The organism is Buttiauxella izardii, assembly GCF_003601925.1.
In the GTDB taxonomy this organism is placed as follows: Bacteria; Pseudomonadota; Gammaproteobacteria; order Enterobacterales; family Enterobacteriaceae; genus Buttiauxella; species Buttiauxella izardii.
The window spans coordinates 144,174-156,831 of the sequence record NZ_QZWH01000004.1 but is presented as its reverse complement, the minus strand read 5'-3'; the positions used below and the strand labels follow the sequence as shown (position 1 = coordinate 156,831).

The 12,658-nt window shown below is 51.0% G+C and carries 9 protein-coding genes; all 9 read left to right on the top strand.

Features of this window, described 5'->3' with window-relative positions:
* The first annotated feature begins 723 nt into the window (after positions 1–723).
* The 9 genes from D6029_RS02615 to D6029_RS02575 all read left to right on the top strand — a co-directional run bounded on the left by D6029_RS02615 (position 724) and on the right by D6029_RS02575 (position 12,587).
* Positions 724–2,859 (top strand): sensor domain-containing phosphodiesterase, encoded by a 2,136-nt coding sequence (locus D6029_RS02615; protein WP_244212364.1) that lies wholly within the window; start codon positions 724–726, stop codon positions 2,857–2,859.
* Between the two features lie 68 nt (positions 2,860–2,927).
* On the top strand, positions 2,928–5,027 hold the full coding sequence (locus tag D6029_RS02610) for a methyl-accepting chemotaxis protein (RefSeq protein ID WP_120063269.1): 2,100 nt from the start codon (positions 2,928–2,930) through the stop codon (positions 5,025–5,027).
* Positions 5,014–6,069 (top strand): chemotaxis protein CheB, encoded by a 1,056-nt coding sequence (locus D6029_RS02605; protein WP_120063268.1) that lies wholly within the window; start codon positions 5,014–5,016, stop codon positions 6,067–6,069. Before D6029_RS02610 ends, D6029_RS02605 begins: the two co-directional genes overlap by 14 nt.
* Complete coding sequence (locus D6029_RS02600) at positions 6,066–7,493, top strand: CheR family methyltransferase (RefSeq protein WP_120063267.1); 1,428 nt, start codon at positions 6,066–6,068, stop codon at positions 7,491–7,493. Before D6029_RS02605 ends, D6029_RS02600 begins: the two co-directional genes overlap by 4 nt.
* Before the next feature lie 8 nt (positions 7,494–7,501).
* The gene (locus tag D6029_RS02595) at positions 7,502–9,640 is read left to right on the top strand and encodes a hybrid sensor histidine kinase/response regulator (RefSeq protein WP_120063266.1); all 2,139 of its coding nucleotides are present in this window, start codon (positions 7,502–7,504) and stop codon (positions 9,638–9,640) included.
* A 20-nt stretch (positions 9,641–9,660) separates the two neighbouring features.
* Complete coding sequence (locus D6029_RS02590; RefSeq protein ID WP_120063265.1) at positions 9,661–10,023, top strand: response regulator; 363 nt, start codon at positions 9,661–9,663, stop codon at positions 10,021–10,023.
* 11 nt (positions 10,024–10,034) lie between these two features.
* Positions 10,035–11,723, top strand: a complete 1,689-nt coding sequence (locus D6029_RS02585; RefSeq protein ID WP_244212363.1) for a diguanylate cyclase — start codon at positions 10,035–10,037, stop codon at positions 11,721–11,723.
* A complete protein-coding gene (locus D6029_RS02580; protein WP_120063263.1) occupies positions 11,720–12,241 on the top strand; it encodes a chemotaxis protein CheW in 522 nt (173 codons plus the stop codon). Before D6029_RS02585 ends, D6029_RS02580 begins: the two co-directional genes overlap by 4 nt.
* Positions 12,225–12,587, top strand: a complete 363-nt coding sequence (locus tag D6029_RS02575) for a hypothetical protein (RefSeq protein WP_120063262.1) — start codon at positions 12,225–12,227, stop codon at positions 12,585–12,587. Before D6029_RS02580 ends, D6029_RS02575 begins: the two co-directional genes overlap by 17 nt.
* Positions 12,588–12,658: the final 71 nt, after the last annotated feature.

The following is a 12,658-nucleotide window of genomic DNA, read 5'->3' as shown; positions in this document are numbered from 1 at the left end:
GTGAGTTTTTTATGAAGTGTGTCAGACGTTGCGTCAACAATAATGAACTATCCTGTAACATTACTGATGCGAAAATAAATAAAGGCAAAAACACGCGGCGGGACTATAGATAACCACGCTAGCCAAGTCAACGACAAAAAATGTACATTAAACGCTAATTGGGTCATTGATTGATTCAATGCAACATTCTCATTAAATAAAGACGTTAGATACTCCCCTGGATTACCTTTCAATCAACAATTTAAAACAATTGCACAGAACTATTTTTTAATAAAAATATGAATATTTTCAGTGTTTTATGTCTTGCGTGGTTTTGCTTTAATGTGGCTCGGATATATTCTTGAATGTCCATTTTTACCTATAAGTGACAGTTCTTTTTTGAGCGCAAAATGAATACACTTAAAAATGATTTGAGAATGTTCATGAGTTTTTTAAATGATTAACAATCTAAATCATTAAAAATAACCAACACTATTTGTTAATCACTTGTTTGTATCTGCGCTAATTTAAACCGTTTATCTGCAATTTGCGTTAAGGCAGTGAATGTTAATTAATGATAGCGTTTGTTTTATTTCATAATGTCTGCTGCAAGATTTTTATCCAATAAGCAATACACTCATCAAACCAAAAAATAGCACACTAAAGCATACACAACGGGTTAAATACTTGGACTCTACAGCCAGAAACAGCACAGCGTATACCAATAAACGGTGGGGTTTACCGTTGGTCCTCCCGTATCTGCTTTATTCACTGGCTCAAATGCTCAGCAGTTATCGCATCTTCGATCAACAGACTCTGGTGGTCTATGACCTGAAGCTTGCGGCGTTATCAGCCGTGTTGCTGCTGTTTGGCTATCGGGCGATTGTGGGATTTGTTTTCCTGGCGGTCTGCACGCTGTTAGTGCGCCCGGAGGCGGAGTTCTTTGAGCTGCTGTGTTACGCCGCCGCGGCATTAATTAGCCATTACTTCTACTGCAAAAGCGCTGGCTGGCGCAGCGCGGCAAGTTTTGGCCGCATTCAGCTCACCACCAAGCGAATCATCTGGCTGTGTCTGTGCAACGCTTTGTTAAGCGTGGTGTTTAACGAAACGGTTTGCTGGCTGACTCAGGTCGACCTTAATTCTGGCAAGTCATTTATTCATTTATTAACGGCTGAAACGCTGGTGAGAATACAAGGGGTAATGAACGGGTGCGTCACCGGTATTCCTTTGTTCTACACGGTACTGAGGATTATTTATCGCCCGCATTACTGGCTCACTTGCATGCGAGCGGTAAAAACTCAGCTCTCCTCAAATGTCGGCATTTACCGCTTTACGGCGTGGTTCGCAGCAGTCGCTTTCCTGATGGTTTGTCTCAACATTCCCTTCAAAGACAATATCTTCTTCACGTTTTATAGCCTGGTGTTGATCTTCCCGCTGATGCTGTGGAGTTCGGTGCGCATTGGTTATGCGTTTACCACGCCGGTCTGGACGGTCATGATGATCGTGCTGGCGAAAAACAATGAAAACTACATCGCGCTAAATGATGATTTCATGCTGCATCAGGTGCTGGTTTCCACGGCGATTTTTATCTTCACGCTTACGATTGTCATCATGGGCGTGTTGGCGCGCTTCAATACCTTACGGTTTGAGCAACTGCTGCACATGGGGTTCACCGACCCGATGACGAACATGCCCAATTTGCGGGCCTTAAAAGCTGATATCCAGGCCTCGCCAGATTCCACCGTTTGCCTGATTCAGGTGCCGGAAATGGAACTGTTTTCTCGCCGTTACGGGCTGCACTTCCGCGCCCGCTACCAGAAAAAACTGGCCGAACATCTGCGTCTAAAACTCAATTGCGATGAAAAGGTGTATTACCACGCCGGTTACGGCCTGCTGCTCAAGCTGGAAAATCCGAGCTGGGGCAGACTGAGCCTGCTGTACAAATCCGCCAATAGTTTTCGTTATTTGCACAATAATCAGCAGCTTGGCTTTCGTAGCGGCCTCGGTTATTGCAAGGCCACGCAGTTCTGTAACGACGTTTACAGCTTGACCGGGAAGCTCGGCATCGTTTCCGGGCTGTCGCTGGTGAACGGCAAGCCGGAAAACCTTGAGGCGCAGTCCAGTCGTGTGCATGAAAGCAATATTGTTGGGCGCACCGACATTCGCACCGTGTTGCAGAAAACCCTCGATAACGACGCCTTTGTGTTAATGGCGCAGCCTATTGTCAGCACCCGTGGCGAGCCGCGTTACCACGAAATTCTGCTGCGTATGCTTGATGAAGAAGGGCGGTTTATTCCGCCGGACAGATTCCTGCCGGTTGCCACCGAAGCCGGACTGGCACCTGATATCGATTTATGGGTGATTCGCAACACGCTGAAAACCATGCAGCAGCACCTGGAACATTCGTTTTCGATTAACCTGGCACCGGTCACCGTTTGCCGCGCCAGCTTTGTGCATCACGTTCAATTGCTGTTGACGGAATTTGGCGTTGATCCGCACCGCATCATCTTTGAAATCACCGAAGCGGATGCGCTGTCCGATACCGAACAGTCGCAGAACACGGTGCGATCGCTCAAAAGCCTCGGTTGCCGCGTGGCGATTGATGACTTTGGCACCGGCTTCTCGAGCCACGCTCGCTTGATGGATGTCAGTGCCGATATTTTGAAAATAGACGGCTCGTTTATTCGTGTCATTACCGATAACGAAGTCAGTCATTACATTGTTGAGTCATTTTGCCATGTTGCAAAAATGAAAAATATGCAGGTGGTTGCCGAATATGTTGAGAACGAAAATATTCAGCGCTGCCTTGAAAGAATGAATGTCGACTGGCTTCAGGGTTATCACATCGGTAAACCGGTGCCGTTACTTTCGCTAGTTTAAGTTTTTCGTCATTAATAAATTTCATTTATTCAGCATTCATTTCACATTATTAATATAACTGGAAACCCATGCGTAAATTTTTAGCATTACAGCGCCCCTCTGATGTGGAAGAACCAAGGGACAGCGCTAACATTCTGACATTCATGTTGCATAGACTGCATGTTGGTGTGGCGATGAAACTGGGTCTGATGCTGGTGACCTGCATTGGCGTACTGCTGATTGGCGCATCGTTCCTGCTCTCATCTTATTTAGCGACTCAGCTGCAAAATAATGCGCTGGAAGTGTTGCGCTCAAATACCCGCATATTCCATAACAATATCACTACAGAATATAAGCGAGTGACGCGCGACGCGGAACGTTTTAGCAACGTTTATATTAACAATTACCAGAATATGTCTCCGGTTCCTTTGCATTCAATGGATGCGGAGCAATTAAAAGCTTTATTAAGTAACACCAGTATTAATTCCCACTTCACCGAATTAACCAGTGTGTTTGCTTCCACCTTTGTTCGCCAGGGCGAGCAATTTGTTCGGGTTTCTACTTCGCTTCAGGGCAAGGAAGGCAGAATTGCGACCGCGACCGTCCTGAGTAATGACAACCCGGCGCTGGTTCAGTTAATCAAAAACAAGCCTTTCTCCGGCGTGGTTGTGCTGTACGGCAGACAATTTATCGGACATTACGAACCGATTGCCGATAAAGATGGCCAGGTGGTGGGTGCCGTGGCGATTGGTTTTGACGTAAAACAGGCGCTGCAACCGGTAATAAAAGAGCTGTTAAACGTGCATATCGGCGACGGCGGCTACGCCTACGTGCTGGACGCCGGCTTTAGCCCAGGCACCATGATTGCTCACCCGGTGCTGGTGAATCAACACGTTGAAAACATTACCGACGCCCACGGCTACAAGCGCTTTGCCGATATTATGGCGCGCAAAACCGGCACCATTTATTACGAAACCGTCAGCGGATATGGCGCGGCACCTCGTAAGCGCGTGGCGGTCTTCGAACATATTGAAGGCATCAACTGGATCATCGCCACCACCAGTTATGTCGATGATATCGCGCAAAGCAGCAACCTTGTGCGTAACAGTCTGCTGCTGTTCAGCCTGCTGTTACTGCCGGTGATTTTGCTGGTGATTGCTTTTACCAGCCGCATCCTGATTTCAAAACGTTTGAATAACGTGCTGAAAATTTCCAAGGCGATTGCCCAGGGCGACCTTACCGTGGATGTGCATGTCGACCACAATGACGAAATCGGCGATTTGCTCAGTGCCAATGAGAAGATGCGCCAGTCGCTGCACTCGCTGGTGGGCGGCGTCGTTTCCCATGCTCGTCATGTTCATGAAGCGGCGTTAAACATCACCGAAGCGGTCGACGGCCAGGCTTCTACCAGCGTTGAAACCTCGTCTTCCGTGGCGGAAATCACCTCGACTATGGAAGAGTTGTCTGCGTCTTCAACCCAAATTGCTGAGCATTCTCGCGCGGTGGTAGACATTGCTAACGTCACGCTCGAAGACTGCAACAAAGGCTCTGATTCGATGGGTGAGTTGCTCACGCGTATGTCAGACATCGACAGCGACAACCAGCAAAGCATGCGTGAAATCATGATGTTGGGTAACAAGTCGAAAGAGATCAGCCGCGTGATGATTATCATCAATAACGTCGCCGACCAGACCAAACTCATCGCCTTTAACGCAGCGCTTGAAGCGGCGAGTGCGGGCGATTCCGGTAAACGTTTCTCGGTGGTTGCCGCAGAAATTCGTCGCCTGGCGGATTCTGTTACTGAATCGACCTTCGAGATTGAAAACAAAATCAGCGAGATTCAGAACTCGATTAACCGTCTGGTTCTCAACGCCGAGAAAGGCAGTAAAAGCATTAAAGCGGGCACCAAAGCCTGTAAAGTCAGCGCCGACCGTCTGCATGACATCGTCGCCACCGCCGAACAAACGTCTACTGCGGCGATGCAGATTTCACTGTCGACCCAGCAGCAGAAAACCGCCAGCAATCAGGTGGTGATGGCGCTGCGTGAAATTGTGGTTGCCAGCAACTACACCTCGCAATCCATTAAAGACATTCTGTCCATCAGCCAGGATATGACTCAACTCTCCAACGAGTTAAACCAGGCTTCAAAGTCGTTTAAATTGACGGATGACCTTGATGAACAGGCCTAAAATCCGCGTCTTGATCGTGGATCATGGCGGGACGTCCCGCAATGACCTGATCAGACAGCTCGAGATAAATAAAAACATCGAGGTGGTGGGCCAGGCGGTGCATCGCGAACAGGCGGCAAGCCTGGTGCAAAAGATGGTTCCGGACTTGCTGGTGCTGACGCTGGGCAAGCCTGGTCGTGAAAACGTGGAAACCGTGGAAACGATCATGGCGACCTGTGCCATTCCTATCATGGTGATGCGTTACTACCCGGATGCGCAGCAGGATGCGGAATACATCACCCGTGGGGCGCTGGCGGTGGTCAATAATCAGGGCGAGTCGGCGGCGGCGACCAAATCATTGCATAGCCAGGTCGAAATGCTGGTGGGCGTGAAGGTGATTCGCCATATTCAGGGGCTGCGGAACTATGCGGAAACCCCGCCGAAAAGCGTTCCGCTGCCAAAATCCCCCCCGTTGCAACATCGCGAATGGCCGTATGTGCTGGCGATTGCCTGCTCAACCGGCGGGCCGCAGGCGTTAAGCAAATTGTTGCAGGCGCTGCCGGGTTATTTCCCGTGCCCGATTCTTATTGCCCAACATATTGCCGACGGCTTTGCGAAAAGCATGGTGCAGTGGCTCGATGGCATTACCGATCTTCAGGTGCAACTCGCCCAGGAGAATGACGTGTTAACCGCCGGGCGCGTGTATATCTTGCCACCTGAACAGCATTTAGTGGTGAAGAAAAACCATCGTCTTGCGGCGGTGGCCCGCCAGCCCAGTGATGTTTATCACCCGAGCTGTAACCTGCTGCTGGAGTCCGTCGCCGAGGTGTTTCGCGAACAAGCGGTAGGGCTGATTATGACCGGCATGGGCAGCGATGGCTGCCGGGGAATTGAAGCTATCTTCCAGAAAGGCGGTAAAACCCTGGCGCAAGATGAAGGGTCATCAGTGGTTTTTGGCATGAACAAATTCGCCATTGATAAAAATATCATTCACAAAATCCTGCCTTTGGAACACGTTGCCGCGACGTTGCTGGCAATGGCTCACGAGGGCAAACGGCCATGATAGCGAATATTGCCGCCTTTAAAGATCTGATTAAAGATCGCGTTGGCCTGCATTTTTATAACGGCATGGAAGGATTATTAAATACGGCACTGCTTCAGCGAATTTCCGAGCGCGGAAAAGAGAGCAGCGAAGAGTATTTCGACAAGCTGCGGGTGTCGAGCACCGAGTTTGACAAGCTGTTAAGCCTGCTGACGATTAACGAAACTTACTTTTTCCGCGAGCCGGAAGTGCTGGATATCGTCTGCGATAAACTGGTGCCGCGCCTGTTAGCGCAGAAGGATGGCCCGGTGCGCATTCTCAGCGCGGGCTGTTCATCCGGCGAAGAAGCTTATTCGCTCGCCATTAAACTCCATCAGAAATATCACGATAAGTTTTCCCGCAGCGTGGAAATCCACGGCTGCGATATCGACGTGAAAATTCTCGAGAAAGCCCGCGCGGCGAGCTATTCCAGCTACTCGTTTCGCGGCGTTGATCCGCTATTACAGCAAACGTATTTCACCCGCAACGGCAACCAGTTCCAGTTGCATGAGCTGATCCGCAGCAAAGTGACGTTCCATCGCTCAAATATTGTTAAAGAACAGCTACAACCGCAGTTCGACATTATCTTGCTGCGTAATGTCTCGATTTACTTTGATGTCGAAACCCGGCGTCTGCTGCACTTTAATTTGCTCGATATGCTGCAACCGGACGGCGCGTTGTTCTTTGGCAATGCGGAAACGCTGGCCAATAACTTCGGCATTCTGAAACTCAAGCAAGAGAGCGGGCATTTTTACTTCTGCCAGCCGAAAACCTCGCGCCTTCAGGCGCCAGCGGAAACCAAATCACCGCGCATTATCACGCCGATTATTCCTGCCGAAGCGCCCTTTGTTGCAGCGTCTGTTCCTTCTGCGCAGCAGTGCGATAGCTGGATTAAAAAAGCCCTCGCCTGTGTGGCGGACAAACGTTTTGTCGAAGCCGAAGAGTGGATAAGCCAGGTGCTCAATAGCGATATTGATAACCAGGAAGCGTTGGTGATCAAAGGGGCGATTGCGCTGGAAAAATGCGAGTTCGAGCAAACCGCCGAGAGCGCGCAACACGTGCTGGAACTCGATGAATGGTCGGCGGAAGCCAAAATGCTGCTCGGGTTGGCGATGATGTGGCAGCACCATACGCAGCAGGCGATTGCCTGGTTTAAACAGGTGGTTTATCAACAGCCTGGCTACTGGCCTGCGCATTATTACCTGGCAGAAATGTACCGCCAGAGCGAGCTGCATCGCCCGGCGCAGCGCACTTACCGCATCACGCTGCAATTACTCAACGCGGAAATGAATAATTCGACGGCCAACGCCAGCCCATTGCGGCTGCCATTGTCATTCCCGAGTAATTCGTTTCGTTTTCTTTGTGAACATCAGTTGGCGCAGTTCACCAGTCAGGATGGGAACTAGAGAACCGTATGGCTATCGATCTTAAAAAATTTGTGCTGCGCTTTATTGATGAAGCCAGAGGCCATTTACAGGTAGTTAAAGAGGGGGCATTTTCCCTCTCGTCTGGCGAAAACGTTGATGCGCAAATCGGCGAGATGTTCCGTGCGGCACATACCCTGAAAGGGGGCGCGCGCATGCTGAAATTACAAAGCATCGCCGATGTTACCCATCAGCTTGAAGAAATCTTAAGCGAGCTGCGCGACAAAAAACTCCAGCCCGACCAAAACCTCGGCACGCTGATTCTCCAGGCTACGGATTACATCTCGACTCAGCTCGACCAGTTGACCGCCAGCGAAGGCAATAACCAACTGCCTCCAGCGGATGTGCAATTTTGCGAGCGTCTGGCACGCGCCAGCCGTGGCGAAGCCGATACTGGCCCAATAGCAGAAACCGCGCCAGCGGAAAAACCGCGTGCCGTGGCTGTGCTGGATATCGCCGAAAGCGGCATAAAACAAGCCGATTCGGTGCGGGTTAAACTCGAAAAACTCGATGACCTGATTAACATTCTTGGTGAAGTGGTCGCCAGCCATGACCGCCTCGAGCAGCAGGTTCAGAGCCTGTCGAACCTCGGGCCGCGTCTCGCGCAAATGGATGCCGACCAACTACGCCAGCAAATCCTGCAATTTAGCCGCCAGCTAAAAGAAGATTTCCAGGTTCAGCATCTCCAGATGTACGAACTGTATGACGTCGCCACCACCATTCGTATGCTGCCGGTTTCCATGCTGTTTGAGCCGGTTTCTCAGCAGGTGCGCGAACTTGCCAGCTCGCTCAATAAGCAGGTGGATTGCCGGATTTTGGGCGGCGATGTGGAAATCGACCGGCAGCTTATCGACCGTCTTTCCGAGCCGTTAACTCACTTGCTGCGTAACGCCATCGACCACGGAATTGGCGAGGCAGCCGAGCGTGTGGCGCTGGGGAAATCGGCACGCGGCATTATCACGTTAACCACGCAACAAGACGGGCGCGGTATTTTGCTGCGCGTTGAGGACGATGGCCGTGGTTTAGATTACCCGGCGATTCGCGCCAAAGCGGTGGCACGCGGGCTGGTGGACGCCGCCGTGGTAGATCAGCTTTCCGAGCTGGAATGCAACGAGCTGATTTTCCATCCGGGTTTCTCGACCAGCAAAATCGTCACCGAACTCTCCGGGCGCGGCGTGGGGCTGGATATCGTGCGCAAAACAATTGTCTCTGATTTGCAGGGCACGCTTCAGATTCACAGCCGTCCGGGGCAGGGCACCACCTTTATTATCCGTTTGCCCATTTCCCTCGCCATGATGCGTATTTTGCAGTTTGAACAGCAAAACCATCTGTTTGGCCTCGCCGCGCAGTATGTGGTGGAAGTGGTGAAATGCTCTCCCGATGAGATTCGTGATATTGCCGATCGCCCGGCGATCATTTTGCATAACGAATTTATCCCGGTGATTTCCGCTGCGGAAATCCTGCGGATTAACGACCGACATGGTAATCAAACGCCTGCGCCGGTCGCGACCAGCTTGCTGCTGATCATTATTCAGAACCAGTACGGCAAGATGGCGATGCTGGTGGATAACCTGCTCGATGAACGCAACATGATGATAAAGCCGCTGCCGAAACATATGCAGCACCAGGCTTTAGTCTCCGGCATGGTGCTGACGCCAGATAACCAACTGGTGAGCGTGTTGCAGGTGCCGGTGTTGATGGAAATGGCACAAAACCAGGGCCAGCCACGGGCTGCGGCACATAAACCCGCAGTGAAACAAAATGCCTGGCATGTGCTGGTCGTCGATGACTCCCTGAACACCCGTGAAATTGAGAAGAACGTGCTGGAAGCGCACGGCTATCAAGTCACGCTCGCCGAAGATGGATTCTCAGGTTTACAAAAAGCGCGATTAACGCAGTTTGACGCCGTTCTGACGGATGTCGAAATGCCAGTAATGGATGGATTCTCACTGACTAAAGCACTACGCGCAGAAGAAAATTATCAACATATTCCGATAATTATCGTCACTTCCCGGGCAAAAGAAGAAGACCGCCGCCGAGGCATTCAAGTCGGTGCGGATGCTTACATCGCCAAGGGTGATTTCGAGCAAGATAGTCTTATAGAAACTTTAAAGATGCTGTTGTGCTGACAGCTCTAAGTGAGAAAAAAATGCGTGTTTTATTAGTAGATGACGATCTGTTTTCGGCTGAACTGGCTTCGGTATTTCTGGAAATGAGCGGCTATGAAGTGATTATCGCCGAAAGCGCCATGACCGCATTGGCCCATCTGGACTCTGATCCCGAGATAAATCTGGTGATCAGCGATTTCCATATGCCGGACATTACCGGCCTGGATTTGTTAGAGATGCTGCGGGCTAACGGCTGGAAAAAACCGTTTGTGTTACTCAGCGCCAGTGAGATGACCGACATCACTATCATCCCGGATTGCTGGGTGAAGAAAGACGAGAATATGGCTGAAAGATTAGTGGCCGTAGTGAACGAGATTCTTAACCCAGACGTTGCTGCTCAATAAATTAAGTAATCATGATGAATCAACAATTGACGCAAAATACGATGAACACCGCGCAGGATAAAATCGCTCGTTTACGCCAGCGCTTTTTGCAACGCATTCCTGAAATGCTCAAGCAAGCGGACGGCCTGCTGGCGAAATTGACGGTTGAACCGACGGAAGCTGACAGCAAGCAATTGCACCTTTTATTGCACAGCATTCATGGCACCAGCGCCTCGTTTGGCTTTACTAAAATCGCCAGCCTGGCGGCGGAAGGTGAGCATATGTTGGTGAGCAATACGCTTCCCGACTCGCTCTACCAAAAGCTGGAAGCGTTAGTGCAGCAACTTTACGTCTTAACCGAAGAGCAGGCAGAAAGCGCGCGCCGTGGCGGTGATTCGCTGGTGAAATTCCCGATTGCCGCCTCGAGCCAGGAAGAAGTGGCGATCAATCGCACCATCAAGCCGGTTTACCTGTGTGACGATGAAAGTGAACAGGCCGAACTACTGGCGACGCAGTTGCGCTGTTTTGGCTTTATTTGCTACGTGTTTACCAACACCGCCGATTTCACCAAGGCAGTTATTTCGCAGCCGCCGTCGGTCGTGATTATGGATGTGAGTTTCCCGGAGCACGCCTACGGCGGCCCGCTGGCGATGTCCGACCTGAAAAAGAAAGTCGGCACGCCGTTTCCGGTGCTCTATCTTTCCTGCCACAGCCATTTCCACGCCCGCATCAACGCGATTAAAGCCGGGTGCGACGGTTATTACGTGAAACCGGCATCGACAACGGATTTGGTTCAGGAACTGCACCGTTTAACGCAGCCTTCGCTGAAAAAACCGTATCAGGTTTTGTTGATTGACGATGAGCCGGAAGTCGCGCAATACAACGCGGAAATGCTGCGCATGGCGGGCATGGAAGTTCATGTTTTGACGCAAGTTCCTCATTTGCTAAACGTGCTGAACACCCATCCGATTGATATCGTGCTGATGGACTTCCACATGCCGGATTACAGCGGCGAAGAGCTGACGAAACTGATCCGTCAGATCCCGCAGCACATCGGTTTGCCGATTGCGTATCTCTCCAGCGAAACCAATAAAAAGACCCAGTTTGGGGCGATGAGCACCGGCGCTGAAGACTTTATTATTAAGCAGGCTGACCCGCAGGAGCTGATTAATGCGGTGTCGATTCGCGCGGAAAGAATGCGTACTTTGCGGGCGCGTATGTCGCAGGACAGCCTGACCGGGTTGTATAACCACTCGACCACTACGCATTATCTGGAAAGTGCGATTACCGAATCCAATTACAGCGGCATTCCATTCAGCCTGGTGATGGTCGATTTGGATCACTTCAAAAATATCAATGACACCTACGGGCATGTGGCGGGCGACCAGGTGATTCTGGGGATTTCGCAGCTCTTCTCTCACCGCTTGCGCAGCACCGATATCGTCGGGCGTTACGGCGGCGAAGAGTTCGCGATTATCATGCCCGCGACCACCAAAGAACAGGCGGCGGCAGTGGTGGAAAGGCTGCGTCAGGGCTTTGAAAAGATTTACTTCTCGGTGAATCAGACTCGTTTTAGTAACACCTTCAGTGCGGGAATTGCCTCGTGGCAGCCGGGCGACAAAATCGAATCTATTCGTGAGCGTGCGGACCAGGCGCTGTATTGCGCGAAACAACATGGTCGCAACCGCTATTGCCTCGCCGATGATAAGGATGTCGCATGAGCGAGCAACTGGAACAAATCTTAAGTCACTATCAAGACGAAAACCGCGAAATCGCCAACGTGGATGAGCCGCAGCGCAGCCTGGTGTTGTTCAAGCTGGCGGAGAAAAAGTTCGCATTTTACGGTTCGCAAATTAAAGAGATTTTGGCCGAGCGCCCGATTTCCTGGGTGCCGGGTTGCCCGGCATCTCTCGAAGGGGTGATCAACCACCGTGGGCGCGTGGAATCGGTGATTAATATTAATCATCTGCTCGACACGCCTTCACAAGAAACCGGCAAGCGCACCATCCTGATTGGCCGTGGCAAGAAAATGCAAAGCGGGATTCTGGTCGATAAACTCGTTGATGTACTGGATGTGGCCGAAAGCCAGATTCACCCGGCAGCGGATAATTTATCAGCCAATATGCAGAAAGTGGTGGTGGGGATTGTGCCGGTCGGGTCGGACTATTTCGCGTTACTGGACTTAGACTTAGTCTTCGCGCGATACCTGGAAATCAGCGGCTATGACTCACAAGCTTAATCTTTCGGCGGTACGCATTACGCTCGGGAGACAGCGCTTTTATATTCCTGCCACGCAGGTGCAGCGCTGTTCGCTGGTGGATTATGAAACCGATGGTATTGGGCGATTCAGCCATTGGCTGGGCTTGCCGGCTGAACCCGAGCAAGATCTGCATCTGCACTTAATTGTTCCGGCGAGCGGTGTACAACAGGGCTGGTATTTGTGGGGCAAACTGGAAAACGTCATATTAACGCAGAGCGATATTTACCCTTTGCCTGACTTATTAACGCAATGCTGCCAGTTACCGGCGCTCAGGGCTTTGGTGTGGGATGAAAGTATTGTCCCGTTATTAAGCTGGGCGCGGTAGTTGGCGGATAAGCGATAGCGTCATCCACCGTGTGCGCCGGTTTTGTCGGATGACGCTGTCGCTTATCCGAC

Excerpts from the sequence above, each read along its gene's own strand:
- D6029_RS02605 (WP_120063268.1), top strand. The coding sequence starts at position 5,014 with ATGAACAGGCCTAAAATCCGCGTCTTGATCGTGGATCATGGCGGGACG.
- D6029_RS02580 (WP_120063263.1), top strand. The coding sequence starts at position 11,720 with ATGAGCGAGCAACTGGAACAAATCTTAAGTCACTATCAAGACGAAAAC.
- D6029_RS02610 (WP_120063269.1), top strand. The coding sequence starts at position 2,928 with ATGCGTAAATTTTTAGCATTACAGCGCCCCTCTGATGTGGAAGAACCA.
- D6029_RS02590 (WP_120063265.1), top strand. The coding sequence starts at position 9,661 with ATGCGTGTTTTATTAGTAGATGACGATCTGTTTTCGGCTGAACTGGCT.
- D6029_RS02575 (WP_120063262.1), top strand. The coding sequence starts at position 12,225 with ATGACTCACAAGCTTAATCTTTCGGCGGTACGCATTACGCTCGGGAGA.
- D6029_RS02600 (WP_120063267.1), top strand. The coding sequence starts at position 6,066 with ATGATAGCGAATATTGCCGCCTTTAAAGATCTGATTAAAGATCGCGTT.
- D6029_RS02595 (WP_120063266.1), top strand. The coding sequence starts at position 7,502 with ATGGCTATCGATCTTAAAAAATTTGTGCTGCGCTTTATTGATGAAGCC.
- D6029_RS02585 (WP_244212363.1), top strand. The coding sequence starts at position 10,035 with ATGATGAATCAACAATTGACGCAAAATACGATGAACACCGCGCAGGAT.